Here is a 25,829-nt window from a genome sequence, read left to right as displayed (position 1 = left end):
GGCCTAGCGGAGCGCCGCCCCGGTGATTAGGTTCGCCGGGACGGATCGCTCAAGCCAGGAGGCACCCCATGGCCATCCAAGCCACCCTCAACGCCCGCGTCGGCGAGGTGACGGAACGTATCGTCCAACGCAGCAGCGGTCCTCGCCAGCGCTATCTCGATCGCATCGCCGCCGCCGGGGCCGAGGGGCCGCGCCGTCGGGCGCTCGGCTGCGCCAACCAGGCCCACGGCTTTGCCGCCTGCGGTCCGGCCGACAAGGCGGAGCTTCGCGCGGGCGATGGCGCGAACCTCGCCATCGTCACCGCCTACAATGACATGCTGAGCGCCCATCAGCCCTATGAGCGCTATCCTGACCTCATCCGCGCGGCCGCCCGTGAGGCCGGCGGCGTGGCGCAGGTGGCGGGCGGCGTGCCGGCCATGTGCGATGGCATCACGCAGGGCGAGGCGGGCATGGAGCTTTCGCTCTTCTCCCGCGAGGTGATCGCCCTCTCCACCGCCGTCGCCCTGTCGCACCAGACCTATGATTCCGCCGTCTTCCTTGGCATCTGCGACAAGATTGTGCCCGGCCTGGTCATCGGCGCGCTCTCCTTCGGCCATCTGCCCACCGTCTTCCTGCCGAGCGGCCCCATGACCTCGGGCCTGCCCAATGACGAGAAGACGCGGGTGCGCCAGCTCTTCGCCGAGGGCAAGGTGGGGCGCGATGCGCTGCTGGAGGCCGAGTCCCAGTCCTATCACGGTCCGGGCACCTGCACCTTCTACGGCACCGCCAACACCAACCAGATGATGATGGAGATCATGGGCGTGCACCTGCCCGGCGCCTCCTTCATCAACCCCAACACCCCCTTGCGCGATGCCGTGACCCGCGAGGGCGTGAAGCGGGCGCTGGCCATCACCGCGCTCGGCAACCACTACACCCCGCTCGGCCGCATTCTGGATGAGCGCGCCTTTGTGAACGCTGTGGTCGGCCTGCACGCCACCGGCGGCTCCACCAATCACACGCTGCACCTCGTCGCCATGGCTGCGGCGGCGGGCATCACGCTGACCTGGGACGATTTCTCCGATCTCGCCGAGGTCGTGCCGCTGCTCGCCCGCGTCTATCCGAACGGCAAGGCGGACGTGAACCATTTCCATGCCGCCGGCGGTATGGGCTTCGTGATCCGCGAACTGCTCTCCGAAGGCCTGCTGCACGAGAATGTGGAGACCGTCTGGGGCACGGGTCTCTCCGGGTACACCTCGGAGCCGGCGCTGAACGAGGCCGGCCAGCTCACCTGGACCGACGGCGCCACCGCGACGGGTGACGAAGCGGTGCTGCGGCCGGTGGCCAAGCCCTTCCAGCCCACCGGCGGCCTCAAGGTGCTGGACGGCAATCTCGGCCGGGCGGTGAGCAAGACCTCCGCCGTCGCGCCCGAGCGCCACATCATCGAGGCGCCCGCCCGCGTCTTCCATTCGCAGGAAGAGCTTCAGGCCGCCTTCAAGGCCGGCAGCCTCACGGGTGATTTCGTGGCGGTGGTGCGCTTCCAGGGGCCGAAGGCCAACGGCATGCCCGAACTGCACAAGCTGATGCCGCCGCTGGGCGTGCTTCAGGACCGCGGGCAGAAGGTGGCCCTCGTCACCGACGGGCGCATGTCGGGCGCCTCCGGCAAGGTGCCGTCCGCCATCCATGTGACGCCGGAGGCCGCCAATGGCGGCGCCATCGCCAAGATCAAGGATGGCGACATCGTCCGCTTCGATGGCGTGAACGGCCATCTGACCGTGCTGGTGGACGAGGCCGAATGGGCCGCCCGTCCGCTCGCTGAGCAGGACCTTTCCGGTTCGCATGTGGGCGTGGGGCGCGAACTGTTCGCCCCGCTCCGTGCCGCCGTCGGCAGCGCCGAGCACGGCGCCACCATCTTCGACCGCACGGCGGCCTGACCGGCCTTTTGCACGCGGGCTGCGGTGGCCGCACCCGCTGCCCGTGGCATGGTTCGGTGGCCCCCGTGGCCGTCGTCATGGAGAAACGTATGCGTGCTGCGCTCTGGCTGGCGGTCCTGCTGTCGACGCCCGTTTTGATGCCTTCGGCTTTTGGCCAGCCGGTGACCCCGCCTGCCGCCGCGAGCCGTGCCTGGGCGCAGGACCCCTCCACCGGCTGCCGCTTCATGGTGCCCAAGTCCCTGACGGCCGGGCCGACCTTCTGGATCGGCACCTGCAAGGACGGCCTCGCCACGGGCCTCGGCATGCTGCGCCGGCGGGATGGGGCTGCACCCGGTCCCGCTTTCTATGGCGATATGCAGGCGGGCGTGCCGAAGATCGGGGCGATCGATTTCGACGGCGGCTATCAGGTGGGACCGTTCAGGGACGGCGACATCGGGCAGGGAGAGATCGAGCCCAATGACCGCATCGCGGGCTTCACCGTCGCCTCGAAGGCGGCGCTGGCGGTGAGCGCCAGCTACAAGGCGCAGAACAACGCCGCTTCCGCCCGTCACTATGAGGGCGTCGCGAAGACGCTGGCGTTGCAGGCGGATTTCTGAGCCGGGCAGGGAAGCGATGCGCGGATTCCGGATCCTTGCCCTGTGCGGCTCGCTTCTCGGCACGGGCTTCCCGTCGCTCGCCATAGCGCAGGGGCGGAGCGCCGCAGAACTGGCGGGACTGCCGGCGGACGTGCGGACCTTCATCCAGCGGCGGGACGGCTGCGATCATTTTCGCGGCGAGGAGGCGACCGACCCGGAGCGCGCGACATTCCTCGCCGCCCAGTTGAAGAAGCTATGCACCGGCACCGATGCCCAACTCGCCCGTCTGCGCAAATCCTATGCGGCCAACGCTGCGGTGATCCGCGCGCTTGCCGACTACGAGCCGAACATCGAGTAGCCCGAGGTCGGCCCGCTTGCGCAGCGGCGGTCAGTGTGACGCCTCTCCCGTGTGAAGGACTCCGAAGGCTTCGTCGGCAATGACCTGTTCCTCGTCGGTCGGGATGACGAATACTCCGACGCGGCTGTCCGGCGTGCTGATGCGGGTCGCATTGGCGGCATTGGCGGCCGGATCGAGCTTCACGCCGAGCCAGGTCAGATGCGCGCAGACGGCGGAGCGGACCTCCGGCTGATGTTCGCCAATGCCGGCAGTGAAGACCAGCGCGTCGAGCCCGCCGCCGCTGGTCGCCAGCGCGGTGGCCTCGCGGGCAATGCGGAAGGCGAAGACCGCGAGCGCCTCCCGTGCCTCGGGGGCCGGGTTGCCGATGAGATCGCGGCTGTCCGCGCTGATGCCGGACAGGCCGAGGAGGCCCGAGCGGTAATAGACCATGTCCTGCACCTCGGCGACGCTCTGTCCGCCCTGCGTCAGCAGATGCAGCAGGACGCCGGGGTCGAGCGCGCCGCAGCGGGTCGCCATGGGAATGCCGTCGAGCGTGGAAAAGCCCATGCTGCTGTCGAGGCTGAGGCCGCCCTTCAGCACGCAGAGGCTCGCCCCGCTGCCGAGATGCGCCGCCACCACATGGCCTCTCGCCGCCTCCGGCGCGATGCGGGCGAGGGCCGAGGCGATGTATTTGTAGGACAAACCGTGGAAGCCGTACCGCTTGATGCCGGCATCGAACAGCGCGCGGGGAATGGCGAAACGGCGCGCCACATCCGGCTGGGTGCGGTGGAAGGCGGTGTCGAAGGAGGCGACCTGCGGCAGGTCGGGCCGCAGATGGCTGATGGCCTTGATGAGCCGCACGCTGTGGGGCTGGTGAAGGGGGGCGAGCGGCACGAGATCGGCGATGGCGCCCGCCACCTCCGGCGTGATGCGCACAGGCCCGCTGAACCGGTCGCCGCCATGGACCACGCGATGGCCCACGGCCGTCAGCTCCGCCACCTCGAAATGGTGCGCAAGCCAGGAGAGCGTTTCCTCGATGACCTCGTGCAGGTCATCGGTCACCTGGGCCTTCAGCGGGATCTCGGCCGTGCTGCGGCCTTCCACGATGTTCAGCACCAGCGGCTTGTGCCGCAGGTCGATGACGCCCTTGCCGATGCGGCGGACGGCCTCCGGGCTCGCATCGAAGAGGCCCAGCTTGATCGTGGAGGAGCCGGGATTGAAGGTGAGCAGGATGTGCCGGCTCATGCGGGCACCGCCACCGCATGGCCACCGGCGATGGACAGCTTGGCGAGCGCCACCGAGGCGAGGCGCACCCGCAGCGAATCCGCCCGGCTGGTGAGGATGATGGGCACGCGCGCCCCGAGCACGAGGCCGGCGGCATCGGCGCCGGCGAGATAGATCATCTGCTTGGCGAGGAGGTTGCCCGCCTCGAGGTTCGGTACCAGCAGGATGTCCGCCTGCCCGGCGACGGGCGAGACGATCTCCTTGATGCGCGCGGCGGCGAAGCTGACCGCATTGTCGAAGGCGAGCGGCCCGTCCACCTTGGCGCCGGTGATCTGGCCGCGCCGCGCCATCATGCTGAGAGCGGCGGCGTCCAGCGTCGCGGGCATGTCGGGGTTGACCGTCTCCACGGCGGCCAGCACGGCCACGAGGGGCTCCGCCACGCCGAGGCGGTGCAGGAGGTCGATGGCGTTCTGGCAGATGTCACGCTTCTGCGCGAGGGTGGGGGCAATGTTGATCGCCGCGTCCGTCACGATCAGCGATTTGGGATAGGTGGGCACATCGAGCGCATAGACGTGGCTGATGCGACGCTCGGTCCTGAGGCCGGAGCCGGAGGCGACGACGGCGCCGAGGATCTCGTCCGTGTGCAGGCTGCCCTTCATGAGCGCCGAGACGGTACCTGCGGCGGCAAGTTCCACGCCCCGCGCGGCCGCCGCATGGCTGTGGGCGGCCGGTTCGATGCGCAGGCCGTCCAGCGATATGCCGGCGGCTTCCGCCGTTGACCGGATCTTGGCCTCGGGGCCGATGAGGATGGGATCGATCAGGCCTTCGTCTCTGGCTTCGATCGCCGCCTGAAGGGCTTCTGCGCTGCACGGATGGACGACGCCCACCGTCATGGTCGGCAGATTGCGGGCCCGGGTGATGAAGGCCTCGTAATGGGTCTGTGGACGAACCGAGATTTCCGGCACCGCCATGCGGGGCAGGCGTAGCTTCTCGGTGGGGGCGATGACCGTCGCCGTGCCGGTGAGCACGTCGGTCCCGTCCTGATTGGTGCAGCGCGTTTCCAGAATGACGATCTTCTTCTCGGGCCGCTTCTCCGCCACCTTGACCATGGCGGTGATCAGGTCGCCGGGCGAGACGGGGCGGCGGAAGCGCAGGTCCTGCTCCAGATAGATGGTGCCGGGGCCGGGCAGTTCGGTGCCCAGCACGCTTGAGACCAGCGCGCCGGTCCACATGCCGTGGGCCACCACGTGCCCGAAGATGGCGGTGGCGGCGTAAGCCGGGTCCATATGCGCCGGGTTCACATCGCCGGAGACGGCGGCGAACAGCTTGATGTCCTCCTCGCTGACCGCCCGCGTGATGCAGGCACTGTCGCCGATGGCGAGTTCGTCGAACGTGCGGTTCTGGAGGAATTCGGTCGTCATGGGATCGCTTATCCGCCTGTTTCCGGAAGCCGCGCCGGCGCGCGGCGACCTATGCAACATGCGTTGAGGCGCAACCTTCCGCCTTGAGCGAAGGCAATTTCATTTGCCTGCGGAAAAGGCCGGGGGCGGTGCCAAGGCCAATGGCCCGCCCCCGGCCGGCGGTCAGCCGCCGTACTTCAGGTTCAGGATGGCACCGGCCGTGTCACTGCTCACGCTGCTGGTATCGTTGAAGAGCTGGAGCACGGGATCGGACGCGCTGTTGTTCTCGATGTCGTATTTGATGGAGAACTGCTTGAGCAGCTTGTCCACATAATCGGGATCCTGAAGTTCCTCGATGTCGATATGCTTGGAGATCAGCGCCGCCTGAGCTTCGATGCCCGCGTTCGACATCTCGTCAGGGATGTTATAGGTGGCCTTCACCACCTTATAGAGCGCCTCATCCGCCAGGATGCTGTAGGCGGATGTCACCGTGGATGCGTTGCGCTTGAAATAGAGCGCCAGCTGAACGCCGGTGTCGCTCGCGCCCGCATTGTCTTCCATGGTCTGCTGGGCGTACTTCGTCTCGACCGTCGAGACGGTGTCGCTGCTGACGGCTTCGCCGTAGGTGAGGGATTGGAAGGCCTGGGCGAAGGCCTTAAAGCGGCCGTCGGACAGGCTGTTGGCAAAGCTGCTGTCGTCCGTGAGGTCGCTTTCCAGCACCTTCTTCATATAGGCCTTGGCATAGGCCATGTCCTCAAGGCCATAGGCCTTCATGGCATAGGTGAAGACCCGGTAATTGTTCACGAAATCATCGACGCTCGTGATGCTGCCGATGGACTTCTCGAAGTTGGCCGTCTCCAGCTTGGTGGAGCCGGTGGTCGCTTCCTGTTCGAGCGCCTTATCGTAATTCTTCGAGAGGTAGGAATAGGTGAGGTAGGTGGAGCCAAGGTCGATCGTCATGGGACACCCGGTGTGGTGACCCGTGCCGGGCGGCACGGGCAAGGAACGAGCCAACCGGAAACCGGCCGGCTCACGGGCGAGCTGCGCCCGCCTGCCCCACCACAGAGGGAAGACGCACTCACATAGCCAGATACTGGCTGTAGCTGTGCAGAACCTGTGCCCGCGAACGAATGGGCTCGTCCGTGTACCGCGCGTTGGCATTCTCCTCCTGGCCGGGGCCGGGGAGGTGCTGCTCATTGGGCTTCTGGGTGTCCGTCGCGGTCGGGTCGGACGCCGCCTCGACGCCGGTCTCGCGCTTCTTGTCCGCTTCGACCTGAACATGGCTGCGGGCGCCGGACGTCTCCACCGCAATACGCGAGGAGAGGTCGATCAGAACCGCGCCGGCATTGGCCGCGTCGATAACCTTCGGAGCGGCGATTCCCTGCTGCTCGGCACGGGCGGCCAGCGCATAGGCCTTCTGCTCGTCGGAGGGCTCACCACCCTTGCCAACGGCGGAGCGGGCGCGGGCGAGATCGCCCACCTGCACGGCGGTGATGAGTGCGCCATAGCCGGACCGGCGGTCGGAGGAGGCGTCGGCCGTACCAACCTGCCGCAGGGCAGCGGTGCCCTGAGGATCGTTGACCTGCATCTGCGCGAGATAGCGCTGTGCGGCAGCCATATCGCCGGCAAGGACGGCGGCGGCCATGTTTTCCGCAAGTTCACGCGCCTGCTTGGCAGCGAACTGCAGGGTCACGCTCTCAGCCGGTGTCACAGGTTGAACTGACATGCCAATTCTCCGCCTGCAGAACTCCGCCCTCGCGACCCCGCAATCGGAAGGCAATCGTACAGCGTTATGAAACTGGAATGAGTGTATCTTGCCTGAAGCTAACCCGCGCATGAATTTCACTCCGCTCCGGGAGCCCAATTCCGCGCCTCTTCGAGGTGAACCCCTTGAGAATCCGAAATCTTCGGTTCCTCCATTCAGGGGCACGCGCTGTCGGATTTGATCACGTTTTTGTGAATACGTGATGTCGGTGCCACACATTCCTTGCGCTGCACCATGGTGAACCGGCGGGGACAGGCCCCGCCGGTTCCTTTTGCGTCAGCGTCCGAGACCCGCCATGCGCGGCAGCCAGAGGGTGAGCTCGGGAATGTAGGTGATGGCCAGAAGCGCCAGCATCAGCGGCACCAGCCACGGCAGGATGGCCATGGTGGTGCGCTCCACCGAGAGCTTCGCCACCCGCGCCAGCACGAACAGCACCATGCCGAGCGGCGGGTGCAGCAGACCGATCATCAGGTTCAGCGTCATGATGAGCCCGAAGTGGATCGGATCGATGCCGAGCTTCAGCACGATGGGCAGCAGGATCGGCACCAGGATGGTGATGGCGGCGATGGTGTCGATGAAGCAGCCCACGAACAGGATCAGCAGGTTCGCCAGCGCCAGGAACACCCATTTGTTCTGGGTGAAGCCGAGGATGGCGTCGGAGAGGGCCTGCGCCGCCTGGCTGGCGGTGAGGAGCCAGGCGAAAATGGAGGCGGCCGTGACGATGAACAGCACCGAGGCGGTGGTCTCGATGGTGTCGAAGGTCGCCTTGGCGAGCGCGCGCAGCGTCATGGAGCGGTAGCGCACGAGACCGAGGAAGAGCGACCAGATAACCGCAGCCACGGCGGCTTCCGTGGGCGTGAACCAGCCGAGCGTCATGCCGCCGATGAGGATGACCGGCGCCATCAGCGCCATCACGGCGGAGAAATCGAAGTACCAGTCCGCCGCCAGCAGGATGGCGAGGGCGATCATCACCGAGGCGTTGATGGAGAGGCCGAGCTCCACCAGCACGTAGACGCCGATGGGAAACAGCGCCACCACGAAGACCTCAAGCCCCGCCCCGCCGAGCTTGCGCCAGGAGAATTTGGCGTCGTTCCCCCATTTGTTGCGGTGCGCGAACCAGGCGACGGTCGCCATCATCATGAGTGTCATCACCGCGCCGGGAATGACACCGCCGAGGAAGAGCGCTCCGATCGAGACATTGGCGAGCATGCCATAGATCACGAAGGGCAGGGATGGCGGGATGATGGGCCCGAGGGTGGCGGAGGCCGCTGTTACGCCGACCGAGAATTCAGTCGAATAGCCATGGTCCTTCATGGCCTTGATCTCGATGGTGCCGAGGCCGGCGGCATCCGCGATGGCCGTGCCGGACATGCCCGAGAAAATCACCGAGCCGATGATGTTCACCTGCCCGAGGCCGCCGCGCATCCAGCCCACCAGCGCCACGGCGAAGGAATAGATGCGTCCCGTCACGCCGGCGATGTTCATGAGATTGCCGGCGAGGATGAAGAAGGGCACGGCGAGGAGCGGGAAGCTCTCGACGCCGGCGATCATCCGCTGCGCCACCACCACGTCCGGCACGGTCCCGGAGACGGCGATGTAAAGCAGCGAGGACACCGCCATGGAAATCGCCACCGGCACGCCGAACAGCATGAGGGCGAGGAAGGCTCCGATCAGCAGCCACATGGATCAGGCCTCCAGATTGTCAAAGGCTTCGGGGCGTTCGAGCACGCTGTAGCCGCGCCGGAAATTGGCGATCGCCACCTGGATGGCGCGCAGCAGCATGATCACGAAGGCGGCGAACACGCTCCAGTAGACGATGCCCTTGGAGCCTTGGAGCATCACCATGGGCTCGTCGCCCACGAGGCCGACATAGCGCCACAGCAGCCAACTCGCATAAGCGAAGAAGCCGATGCGGATGATATCGACAAGCGTTGCGACCACGCGTCCGGCACGGGCAGGCAGGAAACGGTAGAGCAGGTCCACCTGAATGTGCCGCGAGAGGCGCACGCACATGGCCGAACCGAGGAAGACAACGCCCACCAGCGTGTAGCTCGCCACTTCCTCGGTCCAGGCATAGCTGTCGTTCAGCACATAGCGGGTGAAGAATTGCAGGAAGACAAGGCCCGCCATCACCCAGAACAGGATCAGCGTGATCCAGTCTTCGGGGGCGTAGGGGGAGAGATCGACCTCGACGTCCTGTTCGAAGGTTTCCGCCAGCTCTTCGCCGGTCACGCGTGTATGCACCTCGGCCGTCATCGGAACTCCGGGCAGTCAGGCAGGAGAGGACCCGGCGGCTCCTGAGGTCCGCCGGGGGCAGGGCAGGGCGGCCGCGCGAATGGCGCGGCCCGCCGGTCTCACATGCTGCTCTTGAGCGCCTGGATGCGTTCCCAGTCCGCCTTGCGGTAGCCGAAGCTCTCGAACGGGATGTTCTTCATCACCGTGTCGCGGAAGTCGTTGGTGTCCACCTCGACGATGGTGAGGCCCTTTTCCTTGAAGACCGCGATCAGTTCCTTCTCGCGGGCGGCCACTTCCTTGCTGGCCTTGGCGGCGGCTTCCTGCGCCACGTCGGTGAAGATCTTGCGGTCCTCGGGCGAGAGCTTGGCCCAGAGCGAGGGCGAGAGCACCGTGTTCAGATGGTCCACGATGTGACCGGTGAGGATGATGTTCTTCTGCACCTCGAAGAACTTCTTTGCCTCGATGGTGGTCAGCGGGTTTTCCTGCGCGTCCACGGTGCCGTTCTGGAGCGCGAGATAGACCTCGGCGAAGGCGATGGGGGTGATGTTGGCGCCGCAGGCCTTGGGCATGGCGAGATAGGCGGGCGCGTCGGGCACGCGGATCTTGAGGCCCTTCATCTCCGCGCAGGTCTTGAACAGCTTGTTCGAGGTCGCCTGCCGCACGCCGTAATAGGTGACGGCCACGATGTGGTTGCCCGTCTTGTCCTCATAGCCCTTGGCGAGATCCTTGAAGACGTCGCTCTTGGCATAAGCGAGAAGATGGTCGGCATCGCGGAAGGTATAGGGGTAGTAGGTCACGCCGATGGGCGGATAGGCCTTTCCGGCGAAACTGGAACCGGAAATGATCATGTCCACGGTGCCGAGCGTCAGCCCCTGATTGAGATCGCTTTCCTTGCCGAGCTGCGAGGAGGGATAGACGTCGATCTGGTAGCGGCCGTTGGTGCGCTTGGCGATCTCGCCGGCGGCCCAGACCGAGGCGGTGTGGAACGGCTCGGACGGCTCGTAGACGTGAGCCCACTTGAGCTTGGTCTGTGCGGCCGCGGGATCGGCCGCCAGCGGCGACAGGATGAGCGCTGACGCAGCAAGGCAGGCCGCGGCGAGGCCGCGCGAAAACAGGGACATGGGCTTCCTCCAGATGAGCCCGGCCTTGGCGGCCGGTTAAATCGTTTTGATCGACGGACGTGCCGCGCCGTCAATGCGGCCATCGTACTCAGCCCATGCCGCAGGGCAAGCCTGAGGCAAGCCTCGTTCAACTACGAATTAGTATGAAGCACATACGAACGGCCGCGAATGTCCAATGTTCGCTGCGCTGCGGTATGGGCGTGACGGCGCGAATGCTGGGCCGTTGCAGGGCGAGGGGAACGGGGACATGAAAATTCAAGACGTGAGAATTGCTTATAAAATAACACTCATTTTGATCCTGGCGGGCGTTATTACGCTGGCCGCCGTGGCTTACCTGAACGGACGTACATCTGCGATCATCGAGCGTTACGCCTATTTGACGGAGAACCAGGAGCCCGCGCTTCTGGCACTGGTCCGGGCCAATATCCGCACCAACAACTGGGAAGCGGGGCTCATGACCTCGATCGCGTATGAGAAACCCGACTTCGAAACCATCCTGAAGACAGTGACCTCCTACAAGGCCGAGATCGACAAGATTCTCGCCGAGGCGGCGCGGCTCGACCCCGAGAATGCGGATTTCTATCGTCGCTACGGCCAGTCGTTCGAGCAGCCCTATAATGAGGTGGTTCGCGGCATCAAGCTGGCGCAGGCGGGCAATATCGCCGAGGCGCGCGCCATCGCGCAAACGGCCGTGCCCCAGATCGCCGCCGTGCGCCGCTCCTCGACGCCGGTGATCGACAAAGCGGGAAAGGTCATCCTCGAAACCTCCAATGATCTGAAGGCCGACACGTCGTCCGCCCGCCTGCTGAGCTATGTGCTCATCGGCGGCAGCACCGTGCTGGCCATCGTCGTCGGCTTCCTGCTGGCCCAGTTCTCCATCGCCCGGCCCATCCATCGGCTCGGCGAGCTGATGCACCGCGTGGCCGATGGGGACCTGTCGGTGACCATCGTCGGCCAGGACCGCAAGGATGAGGTCGGCGGCATGGCCAAGGCGCTGGCGGTGTTCCGCGAGAAGGCCGAGCGGGCCGTGGAGATGGAAGGCCGCCAGAAGGAGATGGAGCAGGCGGCCCAGCAGCGCCGCAAGGCGGAACTCGGCGAACTGGCCTCGCTGTTCGAGAGCGCCATCGGTGGCATCGTCACGACCGTTTCGGCCTCCACGGACCGTCTCGAAGGGGCGGCGGCGACGCTCTCCCAGACCGCGACCACCACGCGCTCGCTCTCCGGCGAGGTGGCGAGTGCGTCCGATCTCGCGACGGCCAACGTGAAGTCGGTGGCGGTTGCGGCCGAGGAGCTGTCGAGCTCGGTGGCCGAGATCGCCCGTCAGGTGCAGTCGTCGAGCGAGATCGCCGCCGAGGCGGTGACGCAGGCGCAGCGCACGGACACCCGCATCGGCGAGCTCTCGCAGGCGGCCCGGCGCATCGGGGATGTGGTGGAACTCATCAATGCCATCGCCTCCCAGACCAACCTCCTCGCGCTCAATGCCACCATCGAGGCGGCACGGGCGGGCGATGCCGGCAAGGGGTTCGCGGTCGTGGCCTCCGAGGTGAAGGAGCTCGCCACCCAGACGGCAAAGGCGACGGGCGAGATCGGGGACCAGATCACCCAGATCCAGACCGCCACCGCCGACTGTGTATCGGCGATGAAGGAAATCGGTGACACCATCAACCGCATCGCCGGCATTGCACAGGCCATCGCTGCGGCGGTGGAGCAGCAGGGCGCTGCGACGCTGGAGATCAGCCGCAACATCCAGCAGGCGGCGGCCGGCACGGAACAGGTGAGCGCCAACATCGCGCAGGTCACCCGCGGGGCCGCCGAGACCGGCGAGGCTTCGGGCGCCGTGCTCGATTCCGCCCGCGCGCTGAGCAACGAGGGCGAACACCTCAAGGCGGAAGTGGACCGCTTTCTCGCCACGGTGCGCGCCGCCTGACCCAGCGGCCGGACCACCTCAGAAGGAAAAGGCCCGCCGGATCGCCGGCGGGCCTTGATCGTTCCGTCAGGGACTGTACCGGTCGCAGCCTAGCAGCCGGGAACGGCTTTCTCGTCGATCCACAGCCGGTTCACGTGTCCCATTTTGCGGCCGGGACGGGCTTCGCCCTTGCCGTAGAGGTGCAGATGGGCGCCAGGCTCGGCCAGCAGGGGCAGCCACTGCTCCACATCGTCGCCGATGAGATTGACCATCTCGGCGCGACCGAGCCGGCGGGCGTCGCCCAGCGGCCATCCGGCGATGGCCCGCACGTGCTGCTCGAACTGCGACGTCACGGCGCCGTCCTGCGTCCAATGTCCGCTGTTATGGACGCGGGGCGCGATCTCATTGACCAGAACGCTCTCGACGCCCTGGTTCGCGACCACGAACAGCTCGACGGCAAACACGCCCACATAGTCGAGGGCGGACGCAATCTGGCAGGCGATGCGCCGGGCATCGCGCATGGCGTCCGCCTGCAAGGTGGCCGGCACCGTGGAACGGTGCAGGATATGGTCGCGATGGACGTTCTCGGTCACGTCAAAGGCGGCGAACGCATCGTCCGCCCGCCGCGCTGCGACGATGGAGACCTCGCGCACGAAGGGCACGAAGCCTTCGAGGATCGCCGGTTGGCGCCCGATGGCCTCCCATGCGCCCGCAACATCATCGCCCGGCCGGAGCGTCACCTGTCCCTTGCCGTCATAGCCGAAGCGCCGGGTCTTCAGCACCGCCGGCAGTCCGATGGCAGCGACCGCAGCCTCGAGGCCCGGCAGATCATCGACGGCGGCGAAGGGCGCGGTGCCGATGCCAAGGTCGCGCACGAAGCTCTTTTCGAGCAGGCGGTCCTGCGTAATGGCGAGCGCCTTGGCGCCGGGCAGGACCGGCACGTGCATGGACAGGCGTTCGGCCGTCGCGAGCGGCACGTTCTCGAATTCGTATGTCACCACATCGACGCCGGCAGCGAAGCGGTCGAGCGCGTCGAAGTCGTCATAGGCGGCGCAGACGTGCGCGTCGCACACCTGAAAGGCGGGGCTGTCGGCATCGGGGCACAGAACGTGCGTCTTGAGACCGAGCGGCGCGGCGGCGAGGGCAAGCATGCGCCCCAGCTGACCGCCGCCGAGGATGCCAATGGTCGAACCGGGCTTGAGCATGATCAGGAGGGACGCTCCGCCACCGCATCCGTGCGTGCGGCGCGCCATGCGGAGAGACGCTCGGCGAGCGCCTCGTCGGACGTCGCGAGGATCGCGGCCGCCAGAAGGCCGGCGTTGGTTGCGCCCGCCTTGCCGATGGCCAGCGTGCCGACGGGAATGCCGGCCGGCATCTGCACGATGGAATGCAGGCTGTCGACGCCTTGCAGCGCCTTCGATTCCACCGGAACGCCGAGGACGGGCAGGGGGGTGAGGGCCGCGACCATGCCGGGAAGGTGCGCCGCGCCGCCGGCACCGGCGATGATCACCTTGAACCCCTCGGCTTTGGCGTCCTTGGCGAAGGCATACATGCGGTCGGGCGTGCGATGCGCCGATACGATCCGCACGTCATGGCCGACGCCGAGCTGCTCGAGAATTTCCACCGCATGGCGCATCGTGTCCCAATCGGACTGGCTGCCCATGATGACGGCCACCGGCCGCTGCCCCATCGCGTTCGTCCCCGCAAAGGAAAGCGCGGCTTTATCGGATCGGGACTGCCGGGGCAAGGGGGAATCGCTCCCGATCCGGTCCCCTACTCGGCGCGCTGGCGCACCCGTCCGCCGCCGCTTCTGGCAAGGCCCGAGCCCCGACCGTCCACGTCGGACACCTCTTCGCCCATGACCGTACGGTTCCGGCCGCCGGTCTTGGCGGCATAGAGCGCGATGTCGGCGCGCTTCATCCATTCGTCGGCATTGTCGTCGGCGGCGTGCTCGGCAACGCCGAGCGAGGCGGTCACCGAGATCGTTCGTCCATCACGTAGCGTCACCGCCGTGTCCGCGATCCGCCAGCGCAGACGCTCGGCCTCCTCGTAGGCGTCGCTCTCGGTGACGCCCGGCAGGAGAATGGCGAACTCCTCGCCCCCGACGCGCGCCGCCCGGCCGGCATAAGCCGACATGGCCCGTGCCACGGCGGTCAGGACCACGTCGCCGCCATCATGTCCGTAGGTGTCGTTGACCTGCTTGAAGTGGTCGATGTCGAGCAGGATCACGGAAGCCACGATGCCATGACGCAGCAGGTCTTCCGCCTGGATGAAGAAGGCGCGGCGGTTCAGCAGTCCGGTCAGCCCGTCGCGGGTCGCGAGCCGGACCAGTTCACGCCGCGCCTGATTGAGCCGCTCGGCGGCGCGCAGGCGGGCGTCCAGTTCCATGGGGGCGGGGGGCTTGCGGATGAAATCGTCCGCGCCGCTGTCCAGAGCCTCCGCCAGATGGTCCGCGTCGTTGCTGGAGGACATGGCGATCACGTAGAGCGGGCGATCGCCGTTCGCGATCAGCCGTGCCTCCCAGCATAGCTGGATGCCGGGCACGCCGGGTGTCTCGAAGCTGGTCATGAGCAGGTCGATCTCCGACCCACCGTGCAGATAGGCCAGCGCCTCAAGACCGTCGCTGAAGCAGACCACCTCGTGGCCATTATCCGTGAGCATCCGGCCAATGAGCTTGAGCGTGACGCGGCTCGCATCCACCAGGACAATTCGCATGCTCACCACCCTCTGCACTATGACGAGGTGCGCGACTGAAAATGCAGGGCCGGGCATGCGGCGCGGCCGCGCGCAGGTGAACCTCCGCGGCCGAGCGCTGTCGCATCTGCCGTGCCCCACGGAATCAGAAGGCAAAGCACATGCTAGAGCGCTGTCACGCACGATCCATGACAGACAGGGCTATGGGATGTTTCCGGCGGCGGTGCAACGATACATTCAGCCGCGCTTGCAATAAGGCGGACCCACGGACAGGCTCAGCCTGAAGGTGGGGTGCGCCCGCGGCAACTGGAGGGCCGTCCATATGGGCCGGACCTGCGGAGCGCGGGCACACCGCACAAACGCGAAGGGCGGCCACTGGCCGCCCTTGGGTCGTCCTCAGCCGCCACGCAGCGCGCGGCCGCCGCCGCCGCGGGCGAGGCCGGCGCGGGGCGCGTCCGGGTCCATGATCTCCTCGGACATGACCACGCGGTTGCGCCCACCGGCCTTCGCGGCATAGAGCGCGATGTCCGCGCTCTCCATCCACTCGTCCACATTGTCATCGGGCTTGCGTTCGGCGACGCCGAGGGAGGCCGTGACGGTGATCAACTGCCCATTGGGCATGGTGACGGCCTGATCGGCGATCGACCAGCGCAGGCGCTCGCCTTCCTCCACCGCTTCGGCCTCGGAAAGGCCGGGCAGCAGCACGGCAAATTCCTCGCCGCCGATGCGCGCGGCCATGCCCTGGTAGCGCTTCATCGACTGCGCCACCTTCATCACCACGGTGTCGCCGCCGGGATAGCCGTGGGTCTCGTTGATGTGACGCAGCAGGTCCACGTCGAGCAGGATGACGGAGGCCTTGGTGCGGTTGTGGATCATGTCCTCGGCGCGGGCGAAGAAGGTGCGCCGGTTCAGCAGATCGGTCATGGCGTCGCGGGTGGCGAGGCGGACCAGTTCGCGCTGGGCGAGGTTCATGCGCTCGGCGGCGCGCAGACGGGCCTCGAGTTCCACCGGGGACGGCGGCTTGCTGACGAAGTCGTCCGCGCCGCTGTCCAGCGCTTCGGCCAGATGGTCGGCGTCGTTGTTGGACGACATGGCGATCACGTAGAGCGGGCGGCCGCTGCTGGCGATCAGCCGCGCTTCCCAGCAGAGCTGGATGCCGGACACGCCGGGAATTTCGAAGCTGGTCATGAGCAGGTCGATCTCGGCCCCGCTCTGCAGATAGTTGAGAGCCTCGCCGCCATCGCTGAAGGCAACGACGTCATGCCGGCTTTCGAGCAGCGTCTTGGCGAGGAGCTTCAGCGTGACGCGGCTCGCGTCGACCAACATAATCCGCATGGGGCCCAACTCATGGAAGCAAAGAACTGTGGTTAGCTGAACAGTAACTCTGCCGGGGTGGGCTGCGCCATAAAGCCCGCCCTTGATTTGGCGCCATTCTGGCGACGAGGCGGGTGCAATATTTCCATATTGGCGGATATGTGCCGGACAAACAGTTACAACACAGGTTTCCGCAATATGGCAAAAGGTCGCCAGAGTTGAAACTCTAGGACAAGTCTGCAACAGCGGCATGATGGGCAGGGCGCAAACCGCCCCGCCCTCCGGCCTTGTTCACCGAATCCAGGTGGCGGAAATCCGCGCATAGGTGCCGTCGTTGAGGCGCAGATGCAGCCACTGGTCCACGAAGGCCTTGAAGACCTCATCGCCCTGCGGAAGCAGGAAGGCCTTCTCGCTGAAGGTGAAGGGCTTGTCCGGATGCACGGCGCACAGGCCGGGATGGCGCTTTTCCTGCAACCTGGTCTCGATGGCGTCGGTCATCATGAGGTCTGCGCGACCGGCCAGGATTTCCTCGAAGATCGTGGTGTTGTCGGGGAAGACAACGATCTTGGCGTTCTTCAGCGAGGCGCGGGCAAAGCTCTCGTTGGTGCCGCCGGGATTGACCACGGCGGTGACGCCCGGCTTGTCGATGTCCGCCAGCGTCTGGAATTTCGAGACATTCTCGCACTTGGTGATGGGCGTCTTGCCGTCCACCATGATGGGAATGGAGAAATAGGCCGCCTTCTGGCGCGGCAGCGTGATGCTGATGCCGCCCATGGCGATGTCGCAGGCGCCGCCGGTGAAGTCCTTCATGAGGTTCGACCAGGAGGTCTTCACGAACTCCACCTTGACCCCGAGCGCGGTGCCGAGGTCGTTCGCGAGATCGATGTCGATGCCTTCGAACTTGCCGGTGGCCGGATCAAGATAGGTGAAGGGGCGGTAGTCGCCCGTGGTGCACACCTTCAGCGCGCCAATCTTCTGCACCTGCTCGAGGTGGCTCTCCTGCGCCCGTGCGGGTGTGCCGAGGGCGAATGCTGCCAGCAGCAGCCCGGTCCCCAGCGCCTTCAGCCTGCGGTGAATCATGTGGTGCTCCTCCCGTCTTTGCGGTGCCCCACCTCATCACGGGCACGGGGCGGACGGGAAGGGACCGCGCCGACTTATCGCCAGCGGCGATGCAGCCAGAGCCACTGTTCGGGATATTGCCGCACCCAGTCCTCGATCACGGAAGTGACCACCTGCATCGCTGGCTGCACGTCGATCCGGCCTTCCGCGTCGCGCGGCAGAATGACTTCCTCGGTGATCTCGATGCGGAAGCGGTTCCTCGGCAGACGGATGACCCGCATGCCATGCACCGGGCAGTCGAACTGCCGGGCGAGGCGGGCGAGGGTGGGATTGGTGGCGGCGGGGCGGCCGAAGAAGTTCACGGTGACGCCCTGCCCCCAGTGCTGGTCCACCAGCATGCCGATGTGCTGGCCCTCCTCCAGCATCTGCGCCATCTGCCGCCCGGCCGAGCGGCTGGCGCGGATGAGGCCCGGCATGGTCTTCTCGCGCATGGCGAGCACCACTTCGGCGGCCTTCTGGTTGTTGGGCGCGCGATAGAGCACGCCGCCGGGCACGCCGAGCTTTTCGCCGGTGATGGCGTTGAGCTCCCAATTGCCGGTGTGGGCGGTGAAGAAAAGTGCCGGCCGGCCATCGTCGCGCAGGCGGGCCATGATGTCGGCGCCGACCAGTTCGATGGTGCCCGCGCCGGGCCGGGCCGGGTCATAATCCCAGATGCGGTCGAGGACGGCGAACTCGCCGGCGACGCGGCCGAGATTGTCCCAGCAGCCTGCGACGATGGCCTCGATCTGCCGCCGGCTCTTCTCGGGGAAGGCGGCCCTCAGATTGCCCCGCGCCACCTTGCTGACGAGGAACCAGGGGCCGAACAAGCGCGCCAGCGTGCCGATGATGTTGGACGACCAGGAGACGGGATAAAGCCGCATCCACCAGATGGACGCGCGCACATAGCCGGCTACGAACGTATCGAAAGCCGGCTGCATGCGGCGCGCAAACCGGCGCCACAGCTGCTTTGCGTGACCCACGCTGGTCTCCCGGCGGATCGGCTCAGAACTTCACGAGGATCTTGCCGAACACCTTGCGGCTTTCCAGTCGCTCGAGGCCGGCATTGAAATCCGCGAGCGGCACCACGGTGTCGATCACCGGCTTCACGCCCCGGCCCATCTTCTCGAGGCCGTCGGCCACGTTCCGGATGGTCGCGCCGAAGGAGCCGAAGATCTTGTACTGGCGCTGGAAGAGCTGCATCAGGTTCATCTGGGTCGAGACGCCGGAGGTGGAGCCACAGGTGACAAGGCGGCCGCCGGGCTTCATGGAGAGCAGCGAGCCCTGCCAGGTGTCCACGCCCACATGCTCGAACACCACGTCCACGCCCACCTTCTTGGTGATCTTGCGGACCATGTGCTCGAAGCGCTCGGTCTTGTAGTTGATGACGTGGTCGGCGCCGAGCGCCTCGGCCTTGGCGGCCTTCTCGTCGTCGCCCACGGTGGTGATGACGGTGGCGCCCACGTCCTTGGCAAGGCGGATGGCCGCCGAGCCGATGCCCGAGCCGCCGGCGTGCACGAGGACGGTCTCGCCCTTTTCTAGCTTCGCATTGTCGAACAGCATGTGCTCGACGGTGGAGAAGGTGATGCCGGCGCAGGCCGCTTCCTCGAAGGTCACGCCCTCGGGGGCGGGAATGACGAGGCGCTCGGGCATGTTCAGCACGTCGCGGGCGAAGCCGTCCACGTGGAAGCCGAGCACGCCGCCCACGTTCTCGCAGAGATTGTCGCGGCCCTTGAGGCAGTTGGAGCAATGGCCGCAGGTCAGGGCGCCATACATGGAGACGGTCTGGCCGACCTTCAGGCCGCGGACGTCGGCACCCAGCGCGACGATCTCGCCGGCCGCTTCCGCACCCACCACCAGCGGCATCTTGCGCTTGGCAAACGCCATGCCGCGCCAGCCCCACACGTCGATGTGGTTGAGGGCGAGCGCCTTCACGCGCACCTGCACCTCGCCGGCGCCGGGGGCGTCGGGCTCGGGCAGGTCGACGAGCTGGAGCGAACGGTCGGAAACGAGTTGAAGGGCGCGCATGTTGGTCCTGACGAGGTTCAGCGGTGGGCGGCGAGCGTGGCGGCGAGGCCGCCGTCCACCGGGATCACGGCGCCGGTGATATAGCTCGCGCCGGGCGAGAAGAGAAAGGCGACAACCTGTGCCACGTCGTCCGGCTGGGCGAAGCGGCCCGCCGGGATCTGGCTTTCGAGGCGCGCGCGATGATCGGCGAACTTCGCCAGCATGGCGGTGTCGATGAAGCCGGGGGCGATGTAGTTCACGGTGACGCCGCGCTTGGCGCTTTCCACCGCAAGCCCGCGCACATGGGCGAGCAGGGCCGCCTTGGAGGCCGCATAGGCCACATTGCCCGGATTGGCCTGGAGTGCCGCCACCGAGCCGATGGCGACGATGCGGCCTTCCCGCGCGCGGGTCATGGGCCGCACGAGAGCCCGGCTGAGGCGCACGAAGGCGAAGTGGTTCACCTGCATGACCGCTTCGGCCTTGTCCTGGTCCACCATGGCGGCGAGCGTGTCGTAGGACGCCCCGGCATTGTGGCAGAAGCCGTAGAAGGTCTCGCCATTCTCCAGTTCTTCGGCCAGTGCCTCAACGGCGGCCCGGTCGGCGAGATCAACGGCGCGGGCGCTCACCTCGGCGTCGGGCAGATCAGCCGTGATCGCCGCAATCAACGCCTCGGCCTCGGCTCCGGCGCTGCGGTATGTGAAGGTCACCGCGAAGCCCTGTGTGGCGAGCGCACGGACGACGGCGGAGCCGAGGCCCCGCCCGCCGCCGGTGACGAGAACGCGTTTCTTCGGTTCGCTCACGCGGGCTCACCCGCAATGACCAGACACACGTTCTGGCCGCCGAAGCCGAAGGACGACGAGATCACCCGCTTCACCTCGGCGTCACGGGCGACATTCGGCACCACGTCCAGCGGAATTGCCGGATCGGGCACATGGTAGTTGATGGTCGGCGGGATACGGCTGTTCTGGATCGTCAGCAGCGAGAAGGCGGCCTCGATGGCGCCGGCTGCGGTGAGCGTGTGGCCGATCATCGACTTGTTGGACGAGATGGGCACGTTCTTCAGCTGCTCGCCGAACACCGCCGAGAAGCCGACATGCTCCATGCGGTCGTTCTCGGGGGTCGAGGTGCCGTGGGCGTTGATGTAGCCCACATCCGCGATGGTGACGCCGGCATCCGAAAGCGCCCGGTTGATGCAGCCGATGATGGGCTTGGCATCCGGGCTGGAGCGGGTGCGGTGGAAATTGTCGGCCATCTCGCCGGCGCCTTCCAGCACGCCGAGGATCCTGGCGCCGCGCGCCTTGGCGTGCTCGTAGCTCTCCAGCACCAGCGCCGCTGCGCCCTCGGCCATGACGAAGCCGTCCCGGTTCTTGGCGAAGGGCTTGGAGGCCTCGGCGGGATTGTCATTGGCGGTGGTCAGCGCCGAGAGCAGCGAGAAGCGGATGAGCGCTTCGGGATGCACCGAGCCATCCGTGCCGAGGGAGAGAGCAACATCGCACTCGCCGCGGCGGATCGCCTCGACGGCGAGCTGGATGGCGGTGGCGCCCGACGCGCAGGCCGTGGACAGGGAGATCGGTTGGCCCCGCGTCCCAAAACGGTCGGCAAGCGCATCGGCCACAGAGCCGAACAGGAAACGCTCGTGCCAGGGACGGAACTTGCCGGTGGCGGCTGCGCCGAGGAGGTCGTGGTAGACCATCGGGCGGTGGGTCACGACTTCCGCCAGCTGCCGGCGCTCGGGCCACTCGATCTCGACCGGCGGAACGGCCGCGAACAGGGGACCGGGGAAATCGCCATTGCCGCCGATGCCGGCCTCGGAAATGGCTTCCTCTGCGGCGAGCGTCGCGAGCTTCTCGGACAGGTTCGGGGCGGCGACGCGCTCGTCGAACAGGAAGTCCACCGTGCCCGCAATGGTCGTGCGCATGCCCTCAACGGGGAAGCGCGTGATGCGGTGGATGCCCGACTCGCCGGCCGTCAGCTTCTTCCAGTTTTCGGCCTTGCCCTGCCCGAGGGAGGTGACGATGCCGATGCCGGTCACGACCACGATGGGACGGCCGAACTTGTCGTTATAGGTCTGCGCCATGGGCGCCTCCTGATCTGAGCGGCCCGCGCGCGGCGGGCGGAACTTGGCCCAAACCTAATGCGCCGGAGCGATTTTTCACCCTTGAAACGAAGCCGCCCGGACGAAAAACATCCGGGCGGCCCGCATAACTCTGAAGATCGCCGCGCGAGCGGTCTGCCTCAGCCGGCCTTCTCGACCAGCGCCGCGCCTTCGCCGCGCCAATGGCCGACGGAGGTGACGATGACGCGCTCCAGCGCGCCATCCTGAGCCGTCTCGAGCGGCGAGGCCGCGAGCGGGGCGATGGCCGCGCCGCGTGACAGGCTGAGCGCGGCAAGCGCGATCACCGCGGAGAACTGCGCCTCGAAGCCATGGCCAATGCGATTGGTCGCGACGCGCACCGGGAGGCCGGCCACCTTCAGCGCTTCGCCCTCGGCTTCCGTCGCGCCGGGCGCACCGGTGGCGGCCGAATAAACGACCGTACCCGGTGTCTTGCCGGCGTCGGCGATCAACTCGCCCACCTTGGCGGCGACCGTTCCCGCCTCAGTGCGGCGGGCGCGTTCGGACCATACGCCGGACAGCTTGGCGATGGGCTTGGCGCCACGGGCCGTGGCGTGCTCGGGCGATTCGAGGACGAGGAAGGCGCCCATCGAGCCGGACGGAATGCCGGGCGCGGTCTCGGCACCCAGCACCGGCCGGTAGTCGCCGGTCATGCACAGGTCGTTGAGCGCATAGAGGAGGAGCATGTCCTCGCGCTCGGCATTGTAGGCACCGCCCACGAGGCCGATCTCGCTCTGGCCGGCGGCAATGCGCGAATAGGCGACGCGCGCTGCGTCCACACCGGCGCTCTCCTCGCCCATGAAGGTGCGCGAGGAGCCGGTGACGCCATGCACGATGGAGATGTTGCCGGCGAGCAGGTTGGAGAGCTGGGCCAGCGACAGGGTGGGGCGCAGGTCCGAGAGCAGGCGCTCGTTCAGCGAGCGGCCCCAGTCGTTGGAGGCCAGCAGATCGTTCAGGATCGCCGCGTCCACCTGGAAGTCGCGCTCGCCGCCGCCGGCGGCCACGACCATGTCGGTGCGGCCGAGGATCTCGGGGTTCTTGGCGATGCCGGCGGAATCGAGAGCAAGGCCGGCCGCATAGGTGCCGATGCGCTGCCACGCCTCCATCTGCCGCTGATCGCCCTTCTTGGGGATCTGCTGGTCATAGTTCAGCTTGACCAGCGGATGGACGATGTAGGGCTTGAAGCTCTCGGTATCCACAACCGGGGTCGCGCCGTCAGCCAGCGCTGTCCAGTGGGCGTCCAGTCCCTCGCCAAGCGAGGTGACAAGGCCGATGCCGGTGATCCAGACGTCGCGCTGGCCCGGCTTCCTGTCGTCATGCATCGGCGAAGTCCGCCAGCGGGAATTCCACGCGCTCCGCGACCTTCAGCACCACGTCCTTCATGCGGCCCTCCGGCCAGGGCAGGACGCGGAACACCAGCTCCGCATTGCACACCGGCTTGCCTTCGATGAGCGCCTTGGTCTGCGCCACCACGAAGCCGGAGCCCTCATGCAGGATGCGCGAGTGGAGGTCGAGCATCTGGCCGGGCACCACGAAGGTGCGCAGCTTGGCTTCCTTCACCGTCGCGAGGAACGGCATCTTGTCGAAGCGGTTGCGGGCGAGCACCAGCCAGCCCGTGGTCTGGGCCATGGCCTCGATCAGCAGCACCCCCGGCATGATGGGGTGGCCGGGAAAGTGCCCCTCGAAGATGGAGCTCTCGTGCGGGACCAGACCTTCGCAGTGGATGGTCTCAAGGCCGGGATCGATGGCGACCACGCGGTCCACCATCTTGAAAACTTCAGGGCGCATTCGCTCCGTCCGACGTCATGCCAACGGCAGCGGCGAGGGCCGTTGCCGCGTGGGTTTCGCTCAAGCGCCGCGCAGGCTTGACTGGTCCGGCGGGCGGGTGCCCGCCGGGAAAGGGCCTCAGGCGGTCTTCGCAGCGACCAGTTCGTCGATCCGGGCGCAGAGGTTCTTGAGCACGAAATACTGCTCGGTGGTCGCCTTGCCGTCGTTCACTTCCTGCGTCCACTGCTCGAGAGGCAGCTTGATGCCGAACGCCTTGTCGATGGCGAAGGCGATGTCGAGGAAGTCCAGGCTGTCGATACCGAGATCGTCGATGGCATGGCTTTCCGGCGTGATCGTGTCACGCGGGATGTCGCAGGTCTCGGCGATGATGTTGGCCACGGTATCGAACGTTGAAGACATCAGTACGCCTCTTTGAATGGTCTCGGCCGCTGGGTGCGCGGCCGACTCGCTTGCGCGAGAACGGCAGCCACGGCAAAGGGTGGCCGGGTGGCCTCATATTGAATCGTCGTGGCCCCTATAGCGAAGGCCGTTCCCGGTTTCAATGGCACCGCCTGCGGAGGGCGGTAAAGCGCGCCGTTCAGGCTCCGTCCAGCGCCCGCTCCAGAAGCAGGTCCGCAGCGCCTTCGACCGCGTTGGTGCCGATGAGACCCGCGCCGGCCGCAAGGCGGGTGCGCGCGAAGGCCTCGGCTACCGCAGCCGGGGCCTGTCGGGCGAGGGCGGCGGTGCCGGCGAGAATCGCAAGGCGCTGGGCCGCAAGGCGTGCGTGGCGGTCGGGCTCCGGGTCGCGCAGCAGGCCGGATACCTGCCGGATGGTCGCCGTCACGCCGGGCAGGCCGCCGGCCTCGCGACCGAGGTCGTCGAGCAGCAGCACCACGGCCTCGGGATCGCGGCCGGCAGCGCGCAGCAGATCGAGCGCCACCACCGTTCCGGTGCCTTCCCATATGGCATTCACCGGCGCCTCCCGGAACAGGCGGGGCAGGGGACTGTCTTCCACATAGCCATTGCCGCCCACCGCCTCCATGGCTTCATAGATGAAGTCGGGGGCCGCCTTGCAGACGGCGAATTTCACCGCTGGCGTCAGCAGCCGGGCGCGGGCGGCCTCCTGCGGCGATCCGGCCGCCGCGTCGAAGCTGGCGGCGAGGCGCATCGCGAGCGCCGTCGCCGCTTCCGCCTCCAGCGCGAGGTCGGCGAGCACAAGACGCATGGCCGGCTGCACCACCAGCCGCCGGCCAAACACGCTGCGGTGCCGGGCATTGTGGAGGGCCTCAGACAGCGCGCGGCGCATGAGACCGGCAGAGGAGACGGCGCAGTCGAGGCGAGTCAGCTGGACCATCTCAAGGATGGTGGCGACGCCACGCCCCTCGGTACCGACGCGCCAGGCGAAGGCTCGGTCGAACTCCACCTCGGAGGAGGCATTGGAGCGGTTGCCGAGCTTGTCCTTGAGCCGCTGGAGCCGGAGGCCGTTCACGCTGCCGTCGGGCCGGAAGCGGGGCATGAGGAAGGTGGTCAGCCCTTCCGGCGCCTGGGCGAGCACGAGGAAGGCATCGCACATGGGCGCGGAAAAGAACCATTTGTGCCCGCTGATCTCATATTCGCTGCCGCCGGTGCGGGTCGCGCGGGTGATGTTGGCGCGCACGTCCGTGCCGCCCTGCTTCTCGGTCATCCCCATGCCGAGGGTGACAGCGGTCTTTTCCCAGAAGGGCAGGAAGCGGCCGTCATAGAGGCGGGAGGTGAGGCGCCCCAGCCATTCGGCCTGAAGCTCCGGGGCTGCGGCGAGGGCGGCGGGGGCGGCGTGGGTCATGGTAAGCGGGCAGATGTGCCCCGCCTCCACCTGCGCCGTGAGATAAAGCCGGGCCGCCCGGTGGAGGTGCCGCTCCCCCTGCCAGGTGGCGCAGTGCAGGCCGCCGGCGCTGCTCGCCGCCATCAAGGCGTGGTAGGCGGGGTGGAATTCCACCGTATCGAGCCGCTGCCCCCGCGCATCATGGGAGTGGAGACGGGGCGGGTTTTCGTTGGCCTGCCGGCCGAGACACATGCGTTCCCGGCTGCCCCACTCGGCACCCGCGGAGCGCAGATGGGCGGGCACGGGACCATGCGCCCCGAGCGCATCGCGCAGAGCGGCGTCACAGGCGAGAAGGTCCACATCCGTGAAGGGCGGCGGCTGGTTGAAACCCTCCGCCTCCAGTCCGGCCACGGGCGGACGCGTGGCCTCGCGCAAGGAAACTGGCATGGGCACCCTCCCGGGGCTGGGCGGCCTCTTTGCGGGCCGCGACTGGCTCCAGAGTGCGCCCGACACGCGCCTCAGGCAAACTGGGCACAGCGGTCCGCGTCGTCGGTCGCGCCCTTTG

At 67.1% G+C, this 25,829-nt stretch carries 24 protein-coding genes; 4 read left to right on the top strand and 20 right to left on the bottom strand.

Going from position 1 to position 25,829, the window contains the following annotated elements; all coding sequences use genetic code 11:
• Window positions 1-68 precede the first annotated feature (68 nt).
• The 3 genes from edd (at window position 69) to DFO45_RS06405 (ending at window position 2,843) form a co-directional block, all read left to right on the top strand.
• Window positions 69-1,910, top strand: coding sequence for a phosphogluconate dehydratase (edd, locus tag DFO45_RS06415; protein WP_133864223.1), 1,842 nt, complete (start codon window positions 69-71; stop codon window positions 1,908-1,910).
• Window positions 1,911-1,999: 89 nt separating this feature from the next.
• Complete coding sequence (locus DFO45_RS06410; protein ID WP_133864222.1) at window positions 2,000-2,506, top strand: hypothetical protein; 507 nt, start codon at window positions 2,000-2,002, stop codon at window positions 2,504-2,506.
• A gap of 16 nt (window positions 2,507-2,522) precedes the next feature.
• A complete protein-coding gene (locus tag DFO45_RS06405; protein ID WP_133864221.1) occupies window positions 2,523-2,843 on the top strand; it encodes a hypothetical protein in 321 nt (106 codons plus the stop codon).
• Between the two features lie 30 nt (window positions 2,844-2,873).
• On the opposite strand, the gene DFO45_RS06400 is transcribed toward DFO45_RS06405, so the two are convergent.
• From DFO45_RS06400 to DFO45_RS06375, 7 genes are all read right to left on the bottom strand, one after another.
• Entirely contained in the window at window positions 2,874-4,067 is a 1,194-nt protein-coding gene (locus DFO45_RS06400; protein WP_133864220.1) for an acetate/propionate family kinase, read from the bottom strand.
• On the bottom strand, window positions 4,064-5,467 hold the full coding sequence (locus DFO45_RS06395) for a bifunctional enoyl-CoA hydratase/phosphate acetyltransferase (RefSeq protein WP_133864219.1): 1,404 nt from the start codon (window positions 5,465-5,467) through the stop codon (window positions 4,064-4,066). The genes DFO45_RS06400 and DFO45_RS06395 overlap by 4 nt, the downstream gene beginning before the upstream one ends.
• Window positions 5,468-5,629: 162 nt before the next feature.
• On the bottom strand, window positions 5,630-6,406 hold the full coding sequence (locus DFO45_RS06390; RefSeq protein WP_043879298.1) for a DUF1217 domain-containing protein: 777 nt from the start codon (window positions 6,404-6,406) through the stop codon (window positions 5,630-5,632).
• Window positions 6,407-6,524: 118 nt separating this feature from the next.
• The gene (locus tag DFO45_RS24895; RefSeq protein ID WP_158304113.1) at window positions 6,525-7,172 is read right to left on the bottom strand and encodes a hypothetical protein; all 648 of its coding nucleotides are present in this window, start codon (window positions 7,170-7,172) and stop codon (window positions 6,525-6,527) included.
• A 315-nt stretch (window positions 7,173-7,487) separates the two neighbouring features.
• Window positions 7,488-8,894: a TRAP transporter large permease gene (locus tag DFO45_RS06385; RefSeq protein WP_133864217.1), complete on the bottom strand. Its 1,407-nt coding sequence runs from the start codon at window positions 8,892-8,894 to the stop codon at window positions 7,488-7,490.
• 3 nt (window positions 8,895-8,897) lie between these two features.
• A complete protein-coding gene (locus DFO45_RS06380; RefSeq protein ID WP_133864216.1) occupies window positions 8,898-9,467 on the bottom strand; it encodes a TRAP transporter small permease in 570 nt (189 codons plus the stop codon).
• Between the two features lie 98 nt (window positions 9,468-9,565).
• Window positions 9,566-10,567 (bottom strand): sialic acid TRAP transporter substrate-binding protein SiaP, encoded by a 1,002-nt coding sequence (locus DFO45_RS06375; protein WP_012170942.1) that lies wholly within the window; start codon window positions 10,565-10,567, stop codon window positions 9,566-9,568.
• Between the two features lie 325 nt (window positions 10,568-10,892).
• On the opposite strand from DFO45_RS06375, the gene DFO45_RS06370 reads away from it, so the two are divergent.
• Window positions 10,893-12,494: a methyl-accepting chemotaxis protein gene (locus DFO45_RS06370; protein ID WP_166657058.1), complete on the top strand. Its 1,602-nt coding sequence runs from the start codon at window positions 10,893-10,895 to the stop codon at window positions 12,492-12,494.
• 89 nt (window positions 12,495-12,583) lie between these two features.
• On the opposite strand, the gene DFO45_RS06365 is transcribed toward DFO45_RS06370, so the two are convergent.
• The 13 genes from DFO45_RS06365 to DFO45_RS06305 all read right to left on the bottom strand — a co-directional run bounded on the left by DFO45_RS06365 (window position 12,584) and on the right by DFO45_RS06305 (window position 25,711).
• Window positions 12,584-13,678: a 5-(carboxyamino)imidazole ribonucleotide synthase gene (locus tag DFO45_RS06365; protein WP_133864214.1), complete on the bottom strand. Its 1,095-nt coding sequence runs from the start codon at window positions 13,676-13,678 to the stop codon at window positions 12,584-12,586.
• Between the two features lie 2 nt (window positions 13,679-13,680).
• Window positions 13,681-14,163, bottom strand: coding sequence for a 5-(carboxyamino)imidazole ribonucleotide mutase (gene purE / locus DFO45_RS06360; RefSeq protein ID WP_012170939.1), 483 nt, complete (start codon window positions 14,161-14,163; stop codon window positions 13,681-13,683).
• 83 nt (window positions 14,164-14,246) lie between these two features.
• Window positions 14,247-15,188, bottom strand: a complete 942-nt coding sequence (locus DFO45_RS06355) for a diguanylate cyclase (RefSeq protein ID WP_133864213.1) — start codon at window positions 15,186-15,188, stop codon at window positions 14,247-14,249.
• 375 nt (window positions 15,189-15,563) lie between these two features.
• The gene (locus tag DFO45_RS06350; RefSeq protein ID WP_043879293.1) at window positions 15,564-16,502 is read right to left on the bottom strand and encodes a diguanylate cyclase; all 939 of its coding nucleotides are present in this window, start codon (window positions 16,500-16,502) and stop codon (window positions 15,564-15,566) included.
• Between the two features lie 270 nt (window positions 16,503-16,772).
• Window positions 16,773-17,561 carry a transporter substrate-binding domain-containing protein gene (locus DFO45_RS06345; RefSeq protein WP_012170936.1) on the bottom strand — a complete coding sequence of 263 codons (789 nt, stop codon included), beginning with the start codon at window positions 17,559-17,561 and terminating at the stop codon, window positions 16,773-16,775.
• A 74-nt stretch (window positions 17,562-17,635) separates the two neighbouring features.
• On the bottom strand, window positions 17,636-18,559 hold the full coding sequence (locus DFO45_RS06340; protein ID WP_245517967.1) for a lipid A biosynthesis lauroyl acyltransferase: 924 nt from the start codon (window positions 18,557-18,559) through the stop codon (window positions 17,636-17,638).
• Window positions 18,560-18,581: 22 nt separating this feature from the next.
• Window positions 18,582-19,604 carry a zinc-binding dehydrogenase gene (locus DFO45_RS06335; RefSeq protein WP_012170934.1) on the bottom strand — a complete coding sequence of 341 codons (1,023 nt, stop codon included), beginning with the start codon at window positions 19,602-19,604 and terminating at the stop codon, window positions 18,582-18,584.
• Between the two features lie 17 nt (window positions 19,605-19,621).
• A complete protein-coding gene (locus DFO45_RS06330; protein ID WP_133864212.1) occupies window positions 19,622-20,383 on the bottom strand; it encodes an SDR family NAD(P)-dependent oxidoreductase in 762 nt (253 codons plus the stop codon).
• A complete protein-coding gene (locus DFO45_RS06325) occupies window positions 20,380-21,660 on the bottom strand; it encodes a beta-ketoacyl-ACP synthase (RefSeq protein ID WP_012170932.1) in 1,281 nt (426 codons plus the stop codon). Before DFO45_RS06325 ends, DFO45_RS06330 begins: the two co-directional genes overlap by 4 nt.
• 158 nt (window positions 21,661-21,818) lie before the next feature.
• Window positions 21,819-23,018 (bottom strand): beta-ketoacyl-ACP synthase, encoded by a 1,200-nt coding sequence (locus tag DFO45_RS06320; RefSeq protein ID WP_133864211.1) that lies wholly within the window; start codon window positions 23,016-23,018, stop codon window positions 21,819-21,821.
• Window positions 23,011-23,484, bottom strand: coding sequence for a 3-hydroxyacyl-ACP dehydratase FabZ family protein (locus tag DFO45_RS06315; protein WP_012170930.1), 474 nt, complete (start codon window positions 23,482-23,484; stop codon window positions 23,011-23,013). Before DFO45_RS06315 ends, DFO45_RS06320 begins: the two co-directional genes overlap by 8 nt.
• Before the next feature lie 117 nt (window positions 23,485-23,601).
• A complete protein-coding gene (locus DFO45_RS06310; protein WP_012170929.1) occupies window positions 23,602-23,883 on the bottom strand; it encodes an acyl carrier protein in 282 nt (93 codons plus the stop codon).
• Window positions 23,884-24,061: 178 nt separating this feature from the next.
• Window positions 24,062-25,711 carry an acyl-CoA dehydrogenase family protein gene (locus DFO45_RS06305; RefSeq protein ID WP_133864210.1) on the bottom strand — a complete coding sequence of 550 codons (1,650 nt, stop codon included), beginning with the start codon at window positions 25,709-25,711 and terminating at the stop codon, window positions 24,062-24,064.
• Window positions 25,712-25,829: the final 118 nt, after the last annotated feature.

It is taken from the genome of Azorhizobium sp. AG788, assembly GCF_004364705.1.
GTDB lineage: Bacteria > Pseudomonadota > Alphaproteobacteria > Rhizobiales > Xanthobacteraceae > Azorhizobium > Azorhizobium caulinodans.
The sequence above is the reverse complement of the archived record's forward strand: the minus strand, read 5'-3'. Positions and strand labels throughout refer to the sequence as shown.

Bases quoted from the DNA above. Each gene is read 5' to 3' on its own strand.
- edd (WP_133864223.1), top strand. From the start codon at position 69: ATGGCCATCCAAGCCACCCTCAACGCCCGCGTCGGCGAGGTGACGGAA.
- DFO45_RS06410 (WP_133864222.1), top strand. From the start codon at position 2,000: ATGCGTGCTGCGCTCTGGCTGGCGGTCCTGCTGTCGACGCCCGTTTTG.
- DFO45_RS06405 (WP_133864221.1), top strand. From the start codon at position 2,523: ATGCGCGGATTCCGGATCCTTGCCCTGTGCGGCTCGCTTCTCGGCACG.
- DFO45_RS06400 (WP_133864220.1), bottom strand. From the start codon at position 4,067: ATGAGCCGGCACATCCTGCTCACCTTCAATCCCGGCTCCTCCACGATC.
- DFO45_RS06395 (WP_133864219.1), bottom strand. From the start codon at position 5,467: ATGACGACCGAATTCCTCCAGAACCGCACGTTCGACGAACTCGCCATC.
- DFO45_RS06390 (WP_043879298.1), bottom strand. From the start codon at position 6,406: ATGACGATCGACCTTGGCTCCACCTACCTCACCTATTCCTACCTCTCG.
- DFO45_RS24895 (WP_158304113.1), bottom strand. From the start codon at position 7,172: ATGTCAGTTCAACCTGTGACACCGGCTGAGAGCGTGACCCTGCAGTTC.
- DFO45_RS06385 (WP_133864217.1), bottom strand. From the start codon at position 8,894: ATGTGGCTGCTGATCGGAGCCTTCCTCGCCCTCATGCTGTTCGGCGTG.
- DFO45_RS06380 (WP_133864216.1), bottom strand. From the start codon at position 9,467: ATGACGGCCGAGGTGCATACACGCGTGACCGGCGAAGAGCTGGCGGAA.
- DFO45_RS06375 (WP_012170942.1), bottom strand. From the start codon at position 10,567: ATGTCCCTGTTTTCGCGCGGCCTCGCCGCGGCCTGCCTTGCTGCGTCA.
- DFO45_RS06365 (WP_133864214.1), bottom strand. From the start codon at position 13,678: ATGCTCAAGCCCGGTTCGACCATTGGCATCCTCGGCGGCGGTCAGCTG.
- purE (WP_012170939.1), bottom strand. From the start codon at position 14,163: ATGGGGCAGCGGCCGGTGGCCGTCATCATGGGCAGCCAGTCCGATTGG.
- DFO45_RS06355 (WP_133864213.1), bottom strand. From the start codon at position 15,188: ATGCGAATTGTCCTGGTGGATGCGAGCCGCGTCACGCTCAAGCTCATT.
- DFO45_RS06350 (WP_043879293.1), bottom strand. From the start codon at position 16,502: ATGCGGATTATGTTGGTCGACGCGAGCCGCGTCACGCTGAAGCTCCTC.
- DFO45_RS06345 (WP_012170936.1), bottom strand. From the start codon at position 17,561: ATGATTCACCGCAGGCTGAAGGCGCTGGGGACCGGGCTGCTGCTGGCA.
- DFO45_RS06335 (WP_012170934.1), bottom strand. From the start codon at position 19,604: ATGCGCGCCCTTCAACTCGTTTCCGACCGTTCGCTCCAGCTCGTCGAC.
- DFO45_RS06325 (WP_012170932.1), bottom strand. From the start codon at position 21,660: ATGGCGCAGACCTATAACGACAAGTTCGGCCGTCCCATCGTGGTCGTG.
- DFO45_RS06320 (WP_133864211.1), bottom strand. From the start codon at position 23,018: ATGCATGACGACAGGAAGCCGGGCCAGCGCGACGTCTGGATCACCGGC.
- DFO45_RS06315 (WP_012170930.1), bottom strand. From the start codon at position 23,484: ATGCGCCCTGAAGTTTTCAAGATGGTGGACCGCGTGGTCGCCATCGAT.
- DFO45_RS06310 (WP_012170929.1), bottom strand. From the start codon at position 23,883: ATGTCTTCAACGTTCGATACCGTGGCCAACATCATCGCCGAGACCTGC.
- DFO45_RS06305 (WP_133864210.1), bottom strand. From the start codon at position 25,711: ATGCCAGTTTCCTTGCGCGAGGCCACGCGTCCGCCCGTGGCCGGACTG.